General features: G+C 41.6%; 18 protein-coding genes, 1 pseudogene and 3 riboswitches. Of the genes and pseudogenes, 13 read left to right on the forward strand and 6 right to left on the reverse strand.

Translation table 11 applies throughout. The annotated features are described in order from the left end of the window. Positions 1-418 precede the first annotated feature (418 nt). The 6 genes from ACRX5O_RS08510 to ilvD all read right to left on the reverse strand — a co-directional run bounded on the left by ACRX5O_RS08510 (position 419) and on the right by ilvD (position 7,349). On the reverse strand, positions 419-1,381 hold the full coding sequence (locus ACRX5O_RS08510; protein ID WP_433905540.1) for an NAD(P)H-dependent flavin oxidoreductase: 963 nt from the start codon (positions 1,379-1,381) through the stop codon (positions 419-421). Between the two features lie 178 nt (positions 1,382-1,559). Then, entirely contained in the window at positions 1,560-2,645 is a 1,086-nt protein-coding gene (locus tag ACRX5O_RS08515; RefSeq protein ID WP_433905541.1) for an iron-containing alcohol dehydrogenase family protein, read from the reverse strand. A 63-nt stretch (positions 2,646-2,708) separates the two neighbouring features. Beyond that, positions 2,709-3,551, reverse strand: coding sequence for a MetQ/NlpA family ABC transporter substrate-binding protein (locus ACRX5O_RS08520; protein ID WP_433905542.1), 843 nt, complete (start codon positions 3,549-3,551; stop codon positions 2,709-2,711). A gap of 97 nt (positions 3,552-3,648) precedes the next feature. Further along, complete coding sequence (locus ACRX5O_RS08525; protein ID WP_433905543.1) at positions 3,649-4,314, reverse strand: methionine ABC transporter permease; 666 nt, start codon at positions 4,312-4,314, stop codon at positions 3,649-3,651. Then, positions 4,304-5,317 carry a methionine ABC transporter ATP-binding protein gene (locus ACRX5O_RS08530; protein ID WP_433905544.1) on the reverse strand — a complete coding sequence of 338 codons (1,014 nt, stop codon included), beginning with the start codon at positions 5,315-5,317 and terminating at the stop codon, positions 4,304-4,306. The genes ACRX5O_RS08525 and ACRX5O_RS08530 overlap by 11 nt, the downstream gene beginning before the upstream one ends. A 75-nt stretch (positions 5,318-5,392) precedes the next feature. After that, a riboswitch (SAM riboswitch) is annotated at positions 5,393-5,499 on the reverse strand. 176 nt (positions 5,500-5,675) lie between these two features. Beyond that, entirely contained in the window at positions 5,676-7,349 is a 1,674-nt protein-coding gene (gene ilvD / locus ACRX5O_RS08535) for a dihydroxy-acid dehydratase (RefSeq protein WP_433905545.1), read from the reverse strand. Between the two features lie 272 nt (positions 7,350-7,621). Further along, positions 7,622-7,808: riboswitch (cobalamin riboswitch) on the forward strand. Positions 7,809-8,009: 201 nt separating this feature from the next. On the opposite strand from ilvD, the gene cbiB reads away from it, so the two are divergent. The 13 genes and pseudogenes from cbiB to cobJ form a co-directional block, all read left to right on the forward strand. Next, positions 8,010-8,975 (forward strand): adenosylcobinamide-phosphate synthase CbiB, encoded by a 966-nt coding sequence (cbiB, locus tag ACRX5O_RS08540; RefSeq protein ID WP_433905546.1) that lies wholly within the window; start codon positions 8,010-8,012, stop codon positions 8,973-8,975. Beyond that, positions 8,950-10,029, forward strand: coding sequence for a threonine-phosphate decarboxylase CobD (cobD, locus tag ACRX5O_RS08545; RefSeq protein ID WP_433905547.1), 1,080 nt, complete (start codon positions 8,950-8,952; stop codon positions 10,027-10,029). The genes cbiB and cobD overlap by 26 nt, the downstream gene beginning before the upstream one ends. Continuing rightward, positions 10,008-10,616, forward strand: coding sequence for a bifunctional adenosylcobinamide kinase/adenosylcobinamide-phosphate guanylyltransferase (locus ACRX5O_RS08550; protein ID WP_433905548.1), 609 nt, complete (start codon positions 10,008-10,010; stop codon positions 10,614-10,616). The genes cobD and ACRX5O_RS08550 overlap by 22 nt, the downstream gene beginning before the upstream one ends. Beyond that, positions 10,582-11,028: a bifunctional adenosylcobinamide kinase/adenosylcobinamide-phosphate guanylyltransferase gene (locus ACRX5O_RS08555; protein ID WP_433905549.1), complete on the forward strand. Its 447-nt coding sequence runs from the start codon at positions 10,582-10,584 to the stop codon at positions 11,026-11,028. The genes ACRX5O_RS08550 and ACRX5O_RS08555 overlap by 35 nt, the downstream gene beginning before the upstream one ends. Before the next feature lie 26 nt (positions 11,029-11,054). Next, positions 11,055-11,546, forward strand: coding sequence for an ECF transporter S component (locus tag ACRX5O_RS08560; protein ID WP_433905550.1), 492 nt, complete (start codon positions 11,055-11,057; stop codon positions 11,544-11,546). Then, on the forward strand, positions 11,543-12,253 hold the full coding sequence (locus ACRX5O_RS08565) for an ATP-binding protein (protein WP_433905551.1): 711 nt from the start codon (positions 11,543-11,545) through the stop codon (positions 12,251-12,253). Before ACRX5O_RS08560 ends, ACRX5O_RS08565 begins: the two co-directional genes overlap by 4 nt. 22 nt (positions 12,254-12,275) lie before the next feature. Further along, positions 12,276-12,893: a histidine phosphatase family protein gene (locus ACRX5O_RS08570; RefSeq protein WP_433905552.1), complete on the forward strand. Its 618-nt coding sequence runs from the start codon at positions 12,276-12,278 to the stop codon at positions 12,891-12,893. A gap of 120 nt (positions 12,894-13,013) precedes the next feature. Continuing rightward, positions 13,014-13,198, forward strand: a riboswitch (cobalamin riboswitch). Positions 13,199-13,340: 142 nt separating this feature from the next. Next, complete coding sequence (gene cobO, locus ACRX5O_RS08575; RefSeq protein ID WP_433905553.1) at positions 13,341-13,877, forward strand: cob(I)yrinic acid a,c-diamide adenosyltransferase; 537 nt, start codon at positions 13,341-13,343, stop codon at positions 13,875-13,877. 16 nt (positions 13,878-13,893) lie between these two features. Continuing rightward, positions 13,894-14,649, forward strand: coding sequence for an energy-coupling factor ABC transporter permease (locus tag ACRX5O_RS08580; RefSeq protein ID WP_433905554.1), 756 nt, complete (start codon positions 13,894-13,896; stop codon positions 14,647-14,649). Next, on the forward strand, positions 14,646-14,936 hold the full coding sequence (locus ACRX5O_RS08585) for an energy-coupling factor ABC transporter substrate-binding protein (protein WP_433905555.1): 291 nt from the start codon (positions 14,646-14,648) through the stop codon (positions 14,934-14,936). The genes ACRX5O_RS08580 and ACRX5O_RS08585 overlap by 4 nt, the downstream gene beginning before the upstream one ends. Beyond that, the gene (cbiQ, locus tag ACRX5O_RS08590; protein WP_433905556.1) at positions 14,936-15,715 is read left to right on the forward strand and encodes a cobalt ECF transporter T component CbiQ; all 780 of its coding nucleotides are present in this window, start codon (positions 14,936-14,938) and stop codon (positions 15,713-15,715) included. Before ACRX5O_RS08585 ends, cbiQ begins: the two co-directional genes overlap by 1 nt. 11 nt (positions 15,716-15,726) lie before the next feature. Further along, positions 15,727-16,611, forward strand: coding sequence for an energy-coupling factor ABC transporter ATP-binding protein (locus ACRX5O_RS08595; protein ID WP_433905557.1), 885 nt, complete (start codon positions 15,727-15,729; stop codon positions 16,609-16,611). Continuing rightward, positions 16,608-17,423: pseudogene (gene cobJ, locus ACRX5O_RS08600) on the forward strand (precorrin-3B C(17)-methyltransferase); the annotation flags it as partial. The gene ACRX5O_RS08595 and the pseudogene cobJ, both read left to right, overlap by 4 nt. Between the last annotated feature and the right edge of the window lie 11 nt (positions 17,424-17,434).

A 17,434-nucleotide genomic window follows, 5' to 3' on the forward strand; every position in this document is an offset into this window, starting at 1 on the left:
GATTCCCATGAACGCAGAAATCACAAGCCAGCGGTAACCAAAGAGGCAGTTAGATTCCCGTGAACGCAGAAATCACAGCTCGGTGGTAACCAAAGAGGCAGTTAGATTCCCGTGAACACGGAAATCACAAGCTAGCGGTAATCAAAGATGTAGTTAGATTCCCATGAACGCAGAAATCACAAGCCAGCGGTAACCAAAGAGGCAGTTAGATTCCCGTGAACGCAGAAATCACAGCTCGGTGGTAACCAAAGAGGCAGTTAGATTCCCGCTAATCCAGAAATTCGACCCTAATGGTAACCAAACCCTACCCAAATCAAAAACTAATTAACAAAAGCCATCCATCAAAACCCATCCCTTGTCAGATAAGTACAGCAAAAAATAAGGAGGGCTAGCCACTTGAGCTAACCCTCCTTATTTTCTAGTTACTGATTGCTAGACGATACTCATTTGTTAGGTTTTCAAAGATTTTTTTCACAGGGAGAATTTCTTTGATTTCATGAACTCTTGCTCCTGCAAACACAAGTCCATTTTCAACATCGCCAGCCATTGATTTTAAAAGGGAATCAAGGGTGCAGAAGCGATAAGAGCAATTTTTCAAACAGTCTCTACACTTTGTGATTTTTAGCTTTTCAGAAGTAGTGATTAAGTCTGTAAAATGGTTCGCAATCGCGCGACCATGAAGACCAACTGTCGTTTTGACGAGCAGTGTATCTTCCTTTGTCGCTTCGACGTATTTCTGCTTAAAGGAAAGTGGTGCATCACATTCCTCACTCGCAACAAATCGAGTTCCCATTTGTACTCCAGAAGCTCCCATGCTGAACGCTTTGGCAATGTCTGCCCCTGTCATGATTCCACCCGCTGCGATAACCGGGATCGATACTGCCTCCACAACTTCAGGAAGAATATCAAATAATGGACGTTCGGTCCCAAGATGTCCACCCGCTTCATTTCCTTCAACAACAACTGCCGCTGCACCAAGGCGCTCCGACATTTTCGCTAGCTTAGCAGAGGACACAATTGAAAGAACGGGAATACCTGCTTTCTTGCCCCATGCATACATATCCCTTGAAATCCCTGCACCTGAAATAATAAAATCGACCTTTTCTTCAAGTGCCGCCTTCATTTTCTCTGCAAAGTCATTCATTGCAAATAACACATTTACACCAATATATCCTGCATCCTTTTTCACAAGCGCCTTCGCTTGACGAATATGGTTTCTCATTTCTTCAACGGAAATCCCTGTACCCGAAATTATGCCAATTCCACCTGCATTTGCAACAGCAGATGCAAGCTTGCTAAGGGAAATTCCTACACCCATGCCACCTTGAATAATCGGAGCTTTCGGAAGCATATGTCCGATTTTTAACTGAGGAAAATTCATGATTATCACCCATTTCTTTTAATCTCCATTAGATTCTAGCATGTAGTATGGGAAAATGATGTGATATATATTACTAGGTACTAAAAATTGATAATAATAGTTGGTAACATTTTGTGAACATTGAATAAAAAAGTTCTATTTGGATACATTTCCCTTGAAAAAAATCCCCGTTGTCCTGTTAGAAAAGGGGATGAACAAATGATTCAAGTGTTAGAATAGCGGTTAATATATCGTCTGAAGTATAGTTTTTCTCCAAGTAATGAATGGACTCACCAGACGCTACCGTTCTCTCGGCGATAGGCGTAAGTTTTTCAGAGTTAAATAATCCAAGATCCCTTAGTAAAATAGGAAGCTTTAGGGATTGATAAAAAGAAAGAAGAGAGGCAACCTCTTCTAAATTTCCCTCGAGTACAAGCTGAACTAGAATGCCGTATGCTACCTTTTCACCGTGAAGAAGATGATGAGTTTCCGGTGCAACCGTTAGTCCATTATGTACAGAGTGGGCAGCAGCGATTCTCCCATAACGGTCTCCGAAGCCACCGACCATGCCACCTGCTGCGATGATTGCTTCAATTACTTGAAGAAAAGCAGGAGACGATGTTTTTGCTTCCATCGCCTCTAATGCAGCTTGGCTATGTTCTAGTAAAACAATCTGACATAGTCTTGCACTTTGATGGGCAATTTTTACAGGTAGCGGTAGATCTTGTAATTCACGTACTAACACATCGGCTTCGTACCATTTGGCTAATGTGTCTGCAATTCCTGCTCGGACATACTTAACCGGTGAATGAAGAATGATACTAGGTTCAATTAAAACAATAAGTGTGCTTTTCGGAAAAATGGTGTAATGAGTGAATTCACCTTTGTCTGTATAAAACACACTCAATGGTGTCCAAGCAGAGCAGGTGGAGGCAAGTGTCGGGATGAGAATGGCTTCAGTGTTTGTTTCGTGTGCCACTGCCTTTGTAAGATCTAGTACTTTCCCTCCTCCTATTCCAATAATAGCGTCGATACTTGTGCCATTGGCTATCGTTGAGATTCTTTGTACTTCATGTAATGAGCACTCACCATGATAGGGAACAAAGGTAAGCTCTACATTGGATATTTCTGGTATATAGGATGATGCTGCTTTCCAAGATTCTTCTCCATGAATCACTAAGCAATGATTAATTGAATTGGAGAGAAGTAAATTTTCTAGGTCGTTTAACGAACCCTCATAACATGCATAATAGGAGGGAGCACCACGAACTTCTAATTTTGTCACTGTCCTCAATCTTTTCTATTAAAAACAACGCCGGAAAAACGGCGTTGTTTTTGAGTTCTCCAATTAGCGATTTACCATCCATTCCGGTTTTCCGAAGCCTTGGAAATCTTCATCGATAATAGCTTCAAATTCTTCCGATTCTACGACTTCTTTCAGATCTTTCGCAAATTGACTATCAATATTCTTTGTATCTACTACCACACGGTTACGGTATTGGTCGAGCATGTTTTCAAGCTGTAATGCGTCTAGTAAGTCCATTTTTGCCGCTAATGCGAAATTTCCTGGTACAGCAGCAAGGTCTACACTATCAACTGCACGTGGAAGTTGAGCTGCTTCAATTGGTTGGAATACAAGATTTTTTACGTTGTTTTCTACGTCTTTTTCAGAAACGGTTAATGGGTTAGCATCAGCATTTAATGTAATTAAACCGAGGTCTTCTAAAATTAAGAAAGCACGTGCTGCATTTGTTGGGTCATTAGGAATCGCAATAGCAGCGCCATCAGCGATCTCATCGATAGAAGTAAACGTCTTAGAGTAGATTCCCATTGGTGCGGTTGGTACTGAAATCACATCAGAAAGTTCAATCTTATTTTCTTTTGCAAAGTTTTCCATGTAGATTTTGTGCTGGAATAGGTTTGCATCAAGGTCACCTTTTGATAACGCAAGGTTTGGTTGAACATAGTCACTGAATTCTACTACTTCTACTTCATAGCCTTTTTCCTCTAATAACGGCTTAATCGCGTTTGATACCATGTCGCTGTATGGACCAGATGTTGCTCCAATTTTCACTTCTTTTTTCGTAGTCGCACTTTCCTCAGAAGAAGAAGCTTCCTCAGAACTTCCACCGCAAGCTGCAAGAGCCGCAATAGCAATCAAAATTACAAAACTCAAAAATAACTTTCTCATCGTAAATATTCCCCCAATAGTTTTATGGTGTCTGTCACCCTTCGTGGACAGTTGGTGCATTTTTGTCCGTCTGGAGTGGACAGTGCTTACATGTGATTTATCTTTTGTTTACTGCTTTTGCTAGTCGGTCACCAAAAAATTGGATGAGCTGGACTAAGCAGATTAGGATGATAACGGTGGTGATCATGACGGTATTGTCGTATCGGTAGTAACCGAACCGGATAGCAAGATCTCCGACACCGCCGCCGCCAACGATGCCAGCCATCGCAGAGTATGCGACTAAACTAATAATCGTAATGGTCACGCCTTGGATGATCCCTGGTTTCGCCTCTGGAAGAAGAACCTCCTTGATGATCATCCACGGGGAAGCGCCGACCGCGACTGCTGCTTCGATGACTCCCTTATCGATCTCACGAAGTGACTGTTCTACCAATCTAGCAAAGAATGGAATCGCAGCTACTGAGAGTGAAACAGAAGCGGCAGTTGGCCCGATTGTTGATCCAGCGATCAAGTCTGCCAATGGCAAAAGGGCAATGAGCAAGATGATAAACGGAACCGAGCGAATCATGTTCACTAAAAATCCAACAATCTGATTAAATAGTGAATTCTCTAAAAACAATCCACGGTCGGTAACAAATAATAGTACCCCCACAGGCAAGCCGATAATCATGGCTACCACAATCGATATTCCCACCATATAAATCGTTTCAAAAAAGGCTTTGTTTAAATCGGGTAGTAACTCTATCAAGCTATTAAGCGGCATCTCTGATCACCTCCAAGCTTTCTGTTCGAGATGTAATGTATTGAAGGGCTTTTTCCACTTCAGCATGATCTCCAGTAAGCTCCATAATGAAAATCCCTAGAGGGGTCTCTTTTATGTACTCGATTTTGCCGTGTAAAATATTGCCCTTCACTTGGAACTTCTGTAGCGCATCTGAAATCACTGATTCCTCAGCAATCACCCCACGGAAATGGATCTTCACAATCTTTCCTTTGCTTGAAGTTAGCAAGTGTTTTGGTAAATCAAATTGAAGAATTGTACTGATGAATTCCTTCGTAAGTTCATATGTCGGATTTGCGAACAAATCATACACTTGACCTTCCTCAACAATTCGACCATCCTGCATCACCGCCATGCGGTCACAAATCTCTTTTACGACTTCCATCTCATGTGTGATCAGTACAATCGTTAACCCTAGCTCTTGGTTAATCTTTTTTAACAAAGATAAAATTGATTTGGTCGTGCTCGGGTCTAGGGCAGAGGTAGCTTCATCACAAAGGAGAACGGAGGGATTATTCGCTAATGCTCTCGCAATCCCTACACGTTGCTTTTGTCCACCGCTTAGCTGTGACGGATACACATCACGTTTATCGGACAAGCCGACCATTTCAAGTAGCTCTGTTACTCGTGCATCAATTTCTGCCTTTGATTTATGAGCCGCTTTTAGAGCAAATGCTACGTTTTCAAAAACCGTCTTTGAGCTTACGAGATAGAAGTGTTGGAAGATCATCCCGATTTTTTGACGAGCGCTCCGAAGCTCCTTTTTCCCAAGAGAAGTAAGGGAAACACCATCGATCTTAATTTCGCCTGAAGTCGGAGCCTCTAATAAATTCAGACAGCGTAACAAAGAACTTTTGCCCGCACCACTATAGCCAACAATTCCAAAAATCTCGCCTTTATTCACGGTAAGTGACACATGGTCCACACCGGTTACTTCACCTTTTTTCGTTTGATAGACTTTCACCAAGTCTTTTACTTCGATCATCTCTGTCACCCCTTAAGCTATGAAAATACAAAAATGCCTCTTTCCAATCAGAAAGAGGCATCGTTATATATATACGACTTATCTTTCAGAATGGAATCATTCTGTAGGAAGTGGCACCGTTCCATGAAATGGAGGTTGCCGGACGTCATAGGGCCTAATCCCTCGGTCACTCTTGATAAGTAAAAGGTCTTATTAATTTGTTACATGAATCATAAATCTAACAGGTGAGAAGTGTCAACAGCTGTTTTTGATAGAGGGAAGAGGAGGGAACGCTTACACACCTGGGGCTGTAAGTGAGAAATTTTTTGAAAAAAAGATAAAAACACCCATCCACCAAAAAGTGAATGGGTGAAAAAAATTAAATTTTCATAACTCCACCGGTGCTAGCAGATGTTACAAGCTTCGAATAACGAGCTAGATAACCCTTTTTCACCTTTGGTTCAAAGCCTTTCCAGTTTGCTTTACGCTCTGCCCATTCTTCGTCAGATAGAACAACGTCCATGGAACGAGCGTCAACATCGATTACAATTTGATCTCCATTTTGGATAAACGCTAATGGTCCACCTTCTGCAGCTTCCGGTGATGCGTGGCCGATAGACAATCCACGTGAAGCACCAGAGAAGCGTCCATCTGTTACAAGAGCAACCTTCGCGCCAAGTCCCATTCCCATGATTTGAGAAGTAGGGGCTAGCATTTCAGGCATACCAGGTCCACCTTTTGGTCCTTCGTAACGGATCACTACAACGTCGCCTTCTTTAACTTTTCCGTTCGCAATGCCGTGAAGAGCTTCGTCTTGTGAATCAAACACAACAGCAGGTCCTTCATGACGATTTCCACCAGTGATTCCACCTGTTTTAATGATGGCACCATCTGGAGCGAGGTTTCCAAATAATACAGCAAGTCCACCCTTTTCACTAAATGGATTATCAATGGAATGAATTACATCATAGTTCTTTACATCACAGCCAGCAATATTTTCACCAAGTGTTTTTCCTGTAACTGTTAATGTATCCAAGTGAAGGGCGCCTTCTTTCTTGGATAATTCATTTAGAACCGCAGAAACTCCACCTGCTTCATGCAAATCTTCAATGAACACATCAGAAGCAGGAGCAAGCTTAGACAAGTGAGGAACACGAGCCGCTACTTCATTGATTCTTCCGATTGGATAATCGATTTCTGCTTCATGAGCTAATGCTAATGTGTGAAGTACAGTATTAGATGATCCACCTAATGCCATATCAAGGGCAAACGCATTGTCAATTGCTTTTTCTGTTACGATATCACGAGGCTTAATATCCTTTTCAATTAGTTCCATTAACTGAGTTGCTGATTTCCTAACGAATTCTCTACGCTCAGGCGCTACAGCTAAAATCGTTCCATTACCAGGAAGAGCCAATCCAAGGGCTTCTGCTAAACAGTTCATCGAGTTTGCTGTAAACATACCAGAACAAGATCCACATGTTGGACAGCCAAACTGTTCTAATTCTAAAAGTCCCTTGTCATCAATTTTTCCAGCTTGATATGCACCTACACCTTCAAATACAGAAGAAAGTGAGATCTTTTTGCCATCGCTAGTTACTCCAGCCTTCATCGGTCCACCACTTACGAAAACAGTAGGGATATTTAAACGAAGTGATGCCATTAACATACCTGGTGTGATTTTGTCACAGTTTGGAATACAAACCATCCCGTCAAACCAGTGTGCTGCCACAACTGTTTCAACTGAATCCGCGATGATCTCACGACTTGGAAGTGAGTAGCGCATGCCGATATGTCCCATCGCAATACCGTCATCAACACCGATCGTGTTCATTTCAAATGGAACTCCGCCCGCTTCACGGATGGCATCTTTTACAATTTTCCCAAACTCTTGTAAGTGCACATGTCCTGGCACAATATCGATGTAGGAATTAACTACCGCGATAAACGGCTTGCCAAAATCCTCTTCTTTTACCCCAGCCGCACGTAAAAGGCTTCGGTGTGGTGCGCGATCAAATCCCTTTTTTATCATATTACTTCTTAATTCTGCCAAAATAATTCCCTCCCAATCTATCAAAACCAATGGTGTTAATGTTTTAAATTATTAAAAAATTTTAACAAATTGAAGGAGACTTGTAAAGAAAGATGACAAAACAATCATTTGGTAGATTTTAAAAGTTACCTTCATTCGTACTATTTTGTTGCTTTTTAGTATTCTTATAGTGATAGTAGTAAGGCGTTTCCAATTTGTCACAATGAAAAAATTAATGTTAGTGATTGCCTTGTCATTCCCTTTTTACAAGATTAGTATTAAGATATGAAAAGTATATATGAGCAAGAATAGGCGTACTTCTTTTTTAGAAGTCTAGGGAAGTTGGTGAAAGTCCAACGCGGTCCCGCCACTGTAAATGGGAGCATACTGTAAAGAACCACTGTGCAATATTGATTGTATGGGAAGGTACAGAAAGCAATGACCATGAGCCAGGAAACCTGACTATCTCTTGACACCGTGTACCTACGAGGATAGGTGGTGTGGTCGGTTTCTTACATAAGGAAGAAGCTTATTCCAACATCTCCATTTCTATGTGGAGATGTTTTTTTATGCAAAAGTGGGCCAGTTTCACCCTCCGCAAGCTGGTGTTGCTACGCAACAAAGGCTTTCTTCGGGTGGAAACTGTCCAACTTGTTAAATATCTAAGAAGGAGGGTTTACCATGTTTCTTCAACATTTATTGGCAATGACAATTGCCTATTTTATCGATTTACTTCTCGGTGATCCTATCGATTGGCCTCATCCGGTGAAGTGGATCGGAACATTGATCTATAAGCTTGAAAAAAAGTGGAATAAAGGGACGCGGAAAAAATGGAAGGGACTCGCTATGGTGGTTACGCTTCTGGTGCTCGTCGTGGGGATCACGATACTAATTACGATGTTAGCTTATCACGTTCATCTCATGGTCGGAATTGTGGTTGAAGCGGTGATCATTTGGACGACGATTGCTCAAAAAAGCTTAAAGGAAGCAGCGCTGACGGTGTATGGTCCGTTAAAAAAGGGAGATATCGTGGAAGCTCGTCACAAGCTATCGTATATCGTTGGCCGTGACACGGATCAACTTGATGAACAGGGTGTGGTTCGCGCGACAATAGAAACCGTCGCAGAAAACACAAGTGACGGAGTAACTGCACCCTTATTTTGGGCGTTACTCGGTGGTGCACCTCTCGCGATGCTGTACCGTGCGGTCAATACTTGCGATTCGATGGTGGGCTATAAAAATGATAAATATATGGAGTTTGGCTGGGCATCGGCGAAGCTTGATGATTGGTTAAATTTGATACCAAGTCGCCTAACCTCCATCTGTATGCTTTTTAGCAATAAGCCTGTCCGATCCTCGGTAAAAGAGTCAGCAAAAATCGTTCTTCGGGATGCAAAAAAACATCCGAGCCCAAACAGTGGATGGGGAGAAGCAGCTGTGGCTGCCTTACTTGGGATTCAACTCGGAGGAATCAATTATTACAAGGGCATTCGCTCCGATCGAGCCAAAATGGGAGAGCCCCATTTTCCTGTTACTGGAGAGCATATTTTACAAACCAACGGCATTTTAACTCGAACGGTACTCACATTTTTACTTTTATTATGGATTGGAGGGATGATCGTTGAAGTGGCCTACGCACGGATCTAATCCTCAATTTTTATATGAAGCACTTCATCTCGAAATGCCTGAATCCTTGATTGATTTTAGTGCTAATATCAACCCGCTCGGTCCACCAGACATAGTAAAAGACAAGTGGAATGAGCTGTTTTCGCTTGTATCTGATTATCCGGATCCAACGGCAGAAAGACTCACAGGTTTGCTTGCAAAGAAAGAAGGAGTGAGAAAAGAGCAAATCTTAGTTGGTAATGGTGGGGCGGAGCTTATTTCTTTGGTCGGACGACTGCTCACTGGTAAGAAAGCGCTCATCGTACAACCAGCCTTTTCTGAATACGAAGAAGCATGCCGAGTGAATCAATGTGAGGTACGCTATCACTTGATGGATGTAGACAGCTGGGAATTACGTTTAGATGAATTACTATTGAACTTACGTGAAGTTGACGCTGTATTTTTTTGCAATCCAAACAATCCAACGGGAATGTTTTATTCGAAACAAATAATTGAGCTTCTTGCCCGTGAATGTGCCAAGTTCGGAACCTTGCTCATCGTCGACGAAGCCTTTTACGACTTTATAGAAGGGTACGAATCAACCGTCTCCTGTCTCCAACATGGCGGAAATATGATCATTCTTCGTTCCATGACAAAAATGTTCAGCATTCCAGGAATCCGCCTGGGATACTTAATTGCAAATGAAGCCCTGCTAGCAAAAATTAGGGAGAGCAAACCGCATTGGAGTGTGAATGCGCTAGCAATGAAGGTGGGTGAATGGTGTTTGTCAGAAAGTGACTATGTAGAACAAACCATTCAATTGATTAAAAAGGAGCGGGAGAGGCTACAGTCTTTTTATCGTGAACAGAAGTTCTCTTATTCTCCATCAAACGTAAACTTTTATTTGCTAAAAGATACGAAAGTCTCCGATCAATTTCCGTTTTTTCGTTTTTTAATGGAAAAGGGGATGATTCCTCGACATACGATGAATTTTCCGGGACTTGACGGAAAGTGGCTACGACTGGCGGTTAAGGGGCCAACCGAGCACGAAAGATTATTAGAGGTGATGAGTGAATGGCGGAAGGTGGACAGCTGATTTTTATCAGTGGTGGTGTTAGAAGTGGAAAAAGCAGTTTTGCTGAGAAAACAGCCATGGAACTAACAAAGAAAACTCACGGAAATCTCCATTACATTGCCTCAGGGGTTGCTTTTGATGTGGAAATGAAGGAACGAATTAAGAGGCATCAACAGCAAAGAAATGATGGCGAGCAACAGTGGGAAACGTGGGAGGAGCCCTATTTTTTACATAACCTTTCAACAGTTTTTCATCCAAATGATATTGTGCTCTTTGATTGCCTAACCAATCTATTAAACAACCGTTTGTTTCAAACCGAGGAGAGGCTGATGGACCCGTCTTTTCATGAGGAAATCAAGAAATCGATCATAGAGGGGATACTTTCGATACAGAAAAATTGTCATACCCTTATCGTCGTTAGTAATGAAATCTTGAATGAATTGATCCTATCAAGCGACCTTGTTCTTGTGTATGCAAAGCTCCTTGGCAGGCTAAACCAACAGGTCGTCGCAATGGCAAAGGAAGCGTATCTCGTTGAAGCAGGAGTTCCGATTTGTATGAAAAAGGAGGGGGATGAATTTGCATTTCGTGATGGGAGGAGCATGTAATGGAAAAGCCGAGTGGGTACGTAGCCATTACGATATGTGCCAGTATCCACGAGAAAGTTGGATAAAGGCTTATGAATGCTCGTATTATGATTGGCTTAGCGAAGATTCTGATGTCTCCTTAGTGGTGGTAGAAGGAATCGAGTATTGGATCAGGGAGTTATCGCTCCAACATGAATCCGATACAGTTAGAAGCATATGGAAAGAGACACTATTGCATTGGGCACGTTGGGAAAAGGAGGATTGGAAGAGAAAGGTCGTGATCATTGGTTCAGATATTACAAGAGGAATTGTCCCTGTTGAAAAAATAGATCGAAAATGGCGCGATGATGCGGGATGGACGTTTCAGGATACGGTCCAATTATGTGATCGAGTGGATCATATTTGGTACGGAATTGGTCAACTGATTAAGTAATTACAATTCAGAAGGAGGAAGGAAAAATGAAGGTGGCAAAAGTAACTTGGATGGCCCTATTTATAGCTTTAACAGTTATAGGTGGTGGGATAAAAATTCCAGCAATCATTGGAAGTGTCGCGCTCGATTCGTTTCCAGCAATCGTTGCTGCCGCGCTTTTAGGAGGAATCCCTGGGGCGATCGTCGGTGGATTAGGACATATGGTATCTGCGTTAATTGGAGGAATGCCTCTTGGACCTATGCATTTCTTAATCGCTATCGAAATGGCAATGCTTACATGGATATTTGCTTATTTTTATCAAAAAGGCAGCAAGTGGACGGCATCTATTTTATTCGTGCTAGGTAATACCTTTGCAGCTCCACTGCCATTTATCTTTTTAATATCAAAAGCATTTTATATTAGTATGGTTCCATCTTTACTGATTGCATCTGTCCTTAATACCGTTTTAGCTGTGATCGTTGCTCCTCGTTTAGCTAGCATAATGAAACCAGCAGTAGCGGGGAAGTTTCAAAAATGAGAGATGTCCAATTACTTAAAATGGGAAAAGAAACCCTTGTGGTAGCTTCTGATAATAGCGGAGCGATCGGATTAAAAGAGCTTGATGAGGTACAGGTTCCTTACGATATCGTTGGTTATTACACCTTTCGTGTAGCAGCCATGGAATGCTATTGTGCAGGAGCTATTCCCGAAGCAGTGATTCTTCAAAATTTCTGTGGAGAGGAAGCGTGGGAAGGACTCATAAAAGGAATTACGAAAGGTCTACTTGAGCTTGATGTACCAGACATTCAGATCAATGGAAGCACCGAAAGTAACTTTTCACTTGTCCAATCTGCCGTCGGATTAACGGTATTAGGAAAAAGAATAAGCCATGCTCCCTTGAGCGCAACTCCCTTTCTAGAGGATACGAAAGTGGCGGTTATTGGTCTTCCTCTTGTTGGAAATGAAGTAATAGAGCAGGAAACAGAAGTAGCTCCCTTACGATTAGTGAAGGAGCTTTCAAACCTAGATGGTGCTGTCTTAATGCCTGTTGGATCAAAAGGGATACTTTATGAATTGAATCGTCTATTTTCAAACCGAGATTTTATAAAAAGTGAAGTGACGAGTGTGATCAATTTAGAAAAAACATCTGGACCATCTACCTGCTTCCTGATCGCATTTCCAGCTAATAAAGGGCATATGGTAAAGGAACTTTCAGGACATTATTATCATGAACTAACTTTTTGAAATTCAACAGGGAGTGACCATTATGGTTGATTTATATATTGCTAGGCATGGACAAACCACGTGGAATGTACAAAAGCGAATGCAGGGTAGACTGGATTCCTCCCTTACAAAAAAAGGAGTGGAGGATGCTAAGCGGTTAAGAGACTACTTAGCTGATACCCCTTTTGATGAGGTGATCTCTTCTCCCAGTGGAAGGGCTTATACCACCGCGAAGCTTATCCGACCAAATGAAACAAACATAAAGACAGATCCACGTTTAATGGAAATTCATCTAGGAAAATGGCAGGGGAAAACGGAGGACGAAATTTATCGTGAGTTTCCATCGGAGTATGATCATTATTGGAATGCTCCAGAGCGATATGGCAACGATGGAGGGGAAACCTTTACAGACGTAATTACTAGAGTCGAAGACTTTCTACAGGAAATCGAAAGAACGTATGTGGAAGGGAAAGTGCTAATTGTCACTCATGGGGTAACCATCATGGCATTTTTATCGATAGTGAAAAAGCTTTCATTAAAAAATTTCTGGTCTGCTCCCATCAGTGAGGGAACGAGTTTAACGTTGATACGACTGGAAAAAGGGCAAAGGAAGCTCCTGGTTGAGGCGAGTATAGAACATTTATTGGAAGCGTCTGTTTAGTAAAAATGTGACAATTATTCATCGGAATTATGGGTATATTATGAAACTTCCAAAAAGTCAGCTTCGAGCACTTCTCACTATCCCTTTCTGAGGAGTATAATCCAAATAAATACAAAAAAACAAATACAAAAAGACTTAGGTTTCTTTTCAAACAGAAAAGATTAAAGGGAAATTGGTTCAATGCCAATGCGGTCCCGCCACTGTATGTGTGAGCAAGCTACAACACCCACTGTGTACAAAAACACGGGAAGGGGTAGTGAGTGATGAGCACAAGCCAGGAGACCTGCCTAAGCCAAGAATGGTACCAACCTACGAGGATAGGGGAGGTGTTAGGTGACGGCCTTTTTTGCTCACTAAATGTTCACGGACATTGTTAACACTTCCAAGGGGAAGTGTTTTTCTTTTGCTCAGTATGTAACAAACATGCCGTAATAGGAGTGAAAAAGAATGGCGAACAAAGGTCAACTACTCGTATACACCGGGGAAGGAAAAGGAAAGACAACGGCCGCCCTTGGGCTCGCCGTAAGAGCGATTGGTCAGGGGAAAAGAGTAAAAATCATTCAATTTATTAAATCACCTGATCGTAGTGTGGGTGAACGTACCGTTTTACAGAAACTAGGAATCGATATTTATCCAATGGGGATAGGTTTTACCTGGACGAAAACGCCAGACGAACATCGCGAGGCTTTAAAAAATGCCTGGGGATTAGCCAAGGATCTTTTACAAAGCAATGAAGTTGATGTGCTTATTCTGGATGAGATTAATAATGCGTTAGCGATTTCTCGTTTCTCCATTGAAGATATCCTCCCGACGGAAGAGGTGTTGGAAGCGCTTCAAAAAAGAAGAGACGGTCTCCATGTTGTACTAACTGGAAGAGAGGCCAAGAAGGATATCGTTCAGGCAGCAGATTTAGTCACAGAAATGAGAGAGGTTAAACATTACTATGAGCAAAACGTTCCAGCCATCGTCGGGCTAGATTATTAGAAGGAAGGTACAGTGAATGAGTAATCTCAAGAAATTGGTGCTAATTGGTGCAGGAATCCTCTATTTCTGGGTTGGATCCAACTCTGATGCGTACGCGATGCATATTATGGAAGGATTTCTACCAATGAAGTGGGCGATGATTTGGTGGATACTCCTCCTTCCTTTTTTAGCAGCAGGCATTCATACGGCCCGAAAGAAAGTGGTGATTCAGCCAGAGATAAAAACGATGCTCGGTTTAAGTACGGCCTTTGCTTTCGTTCTTTCCGCATTAAAGCTCCCATCGGTAACGGGAAGTAGCTCACACGCTACGGGGGTCGGATTAGGAACCCTCCTTTTTGGCCCAATCATTATGTGTGTAGTCGGATTTATCGTTTTGCTGTTTCAAGCATTATTACTAGCTCACGGTGGAATAAGTACGCTTGGTGCAAATGCCTTTTCTATGGCTGTGGTCGGTCCTTTCGTTACGTACGGTGTTTATATCCTGCTCAAAAGCGTAAAGATCAACATGAAATTTGCGATCTTCCTTGCTGCTGCGTTAGGCAATTTAGCTACATATGCCATGACTTCTCTTCAACTAGCGATTGCGTTCCCTGACCCAGCTAGCGGGTTCGTAGGTTCATTCATAAAATTTATTTCCGTATTTGGGGTGACACAAATACCTTTAGCACTCTCAGAAGGAATCATTACTGTGATTGTGATGAATTTTCTACTAAAATACAATGCCAATGAATTACAAATGCTCAACTTTCTACGTAAGGAGACTAGCTCATGAAAAAGAATCGTTTGCTTTTCATGCTGATTATTTTTCTTGTTGCCATTCCGCTTATCTTCAAGAGTAGTGCCAGTTTTTCAGGGACAGATACGGAAGCGATTGCCGTTATTGCGGAGCTTGCTCCATCTTACACACCATGGATAGAAAACCTTTGGAAACCAAGCAGCAGTGAGGTAGAGAGCTTGTTGTTTGCCGTTCAAGCCTCGATTGGATCGGTTGTCATTGGTTACTTTATCGGCTTTTCACGTGCCAAGCTGAAATATCTTTCTAGAAATGATCGTTCCTAATGCTACAGATCGATTATTTCGCTCATATAAACAAACTGAATCACGTGAATAGTTTTGAAAAGATGGTCTTTAGCATGGGAAGTCTTCTACTAGTCTTGCTTTTAAAAAACAGTTGGATTTCCTTTCTAGTACTTATTGTGATGAGTGTATTTATTTTATTCGTGGCAAAAATCCCTATCAGCTATTATGGAAAACTTCTTTTGCTCCCACTTTCCTTTTTAAGCATAGGAAGTGTATCTATCGTCCTTTCCATAGCAGCTGCCCCATCAACGGGTGTTCACCAAGCCATTCTTTTAATAAAGCTAGCAAACGTTTATTTATACTTTCTTCCGGATCAGGTGGAAGTGGTGGTCCCGCTTATTATCCGTTCTTTTAGCAGTATATGCTGCTTGTACTTTCTCATCCTTACCACTCCGATTAATGAGATCGTATGTCTCTTGCATCGATGGAAGGTGCCTACACTACTGCTAGAAATCATGATGTTAACGTATCGATACTTGTTTTTATTGCTTGAAACCGCTACTGATATTTACGTCTCACAAAAGAGTAGACTTGGGTATCAATCTATATCATCGGGGCTATTTTCAGCTGGCCGACTAGTAACATCTTTATTTATAAAAACGTACCATCAAGCAAAAGAACTTCAAATCAGTATCGATTCTCGTGGTGGAGGAACGTTGTATGACCCGTCCTACGAAAGAAAAAACTATTCTGTAATCCATATTGGCTTTATTACTGTATTTTTTCTAGCTGTTCTATTACTGAATTTTACTAGTTAAGGAGTTTTCGTATGAGTTCAACTCTTTTTGAATTCAAAAATGTTTATCAAGTATTCAACGAGCAAGAAGCAGCACTTCAGGATATCTCTTTTTCTATTAAAAAGGGGAAAAAGATTGCATTGCTCGGGAATAATGGTGCGGGGAAATCAACATTGCTTCTTCATTTGAATGGAATCTTAAAGCCAACGAAGGGCTCCGTTTTTTTTAAGGAGAAGGAGCTTTCATACACTCGTTCTACTTTACAGGAGTTGAGAAAACTCGTTGGACTTGTATTGCAAAACCCTGACTCTCAGCTTTTCTCCTCCATCGTTGAGGAAGATATTATGTTTGGTTTAAGAAACTTAGGATGTTCCAAACTTGAGATTCAAACAAGAACAGACGACATTATGGAGAAAACAGGAATTACCTACTTAAAGGGAAAGCCGACTCATTTTCTAAGTCAAGGGCAGAAAAAGAAGGTGGCTCTAGCTGGAGTTCTCGTGATGAACCCTGAGGTCCTCTTGCTAGATGAACCAACTGCTCAGCTGGATCCCATTTCCACACAATCCATGATCGAACTATTAAATGAGTTTCATGAACAAGGAAAAACGATTGTCTTATCAACACATGATGTTGATTTTGCGTATGAATGGGCTGATGAAATTATGATCATTAGCAATGGGTGCTTGTTGTTTCAGGGGTGTCCATATGATGCTTTTCAGAATGAGGAAAGGCTACAAAGAAGTCAGCTACGAAAACCATGGATGCTAGAAGTATATGACGAATTAATTAAACCTATTAACAGTGTGTTCGTCCCAATGAATCAAGATCAACTCTTTTCCTTGTTACGGACCTTACTGAAAAACGAAAATCCATTCATCCATTCAAAAAGAATTGTAGGAGGAAGGTTTCAATGACAGGATCTATTTTTATCGTTGGCTTAGGGCCAGGCCATGAAAAACATATAACAGAAAGAGCAAAAGAAGCGATATTTGAGAGCGATATAATTGTTGGATTTAAGACATATGTGGACTTAATACGTGAGCTAGTAAAAGAAAAAGAGGTTATCAGTTCCCCTATGTCGGAGGAGGTAACGAGAGCTCAAGAAGCAATTGATTTAGCCATAGGTGGTAAGGATGTAGCTGTCATTTCTAGCGGAGACGCTGGAGTATATGGGATGGCAGGACTTGTTTATGAGGTGTTAGCGGAAAAAAACATAAAAGATGTTCGTGTCGAAATTATACCAGGTATTTCTGCTATTAATTCGTGCGCGTCTCTTTTAGGAGCCCCGGTCATGCATGATGCTTGTACGATTTCGTTAAGCGACCACTTAACTCCATGGGAGACTATTGCGAGACGTCTACATGCAGCAGGAGAGGCAGATTTTATTATTGCCCTTTATAATCCAAAAAGCATGAAGAGAACGGCTCAAATTGAAGAGGCACAGCAAATTCTTCTTCAATACCGCTCGGAGCAGACACCGGTTGGACTTGTGAAGGGGGCGTATCGTGACAACCAGAAGGTGGAAATCACTACACTTGGTGAGATGCTGACGCATGAAATTGGTATGCTCTCAACCGTTATTATTGGTAATTCTACAACATTTGTTTGGAATGGGAAAATGGTCACTCCAAGAGGTTATCAGAGAAAATATGATCTGGATTCGACTCTACAGCCACTGAAGCCACATGAAAGACTTAGAAAAGAGAATGAACCTTGGGCATTGCATGGCGGAAAAGC

Origin of the sequence: Robertmurraya mesotrionivorans (assembly GCF_050971805.1) — a bacterium.
Classification (GTDB): domain Bacteria; phylum Bacillota; class Bacilli; order Bacillales; family Cytobacillaceae; genus Robertmurraya_A.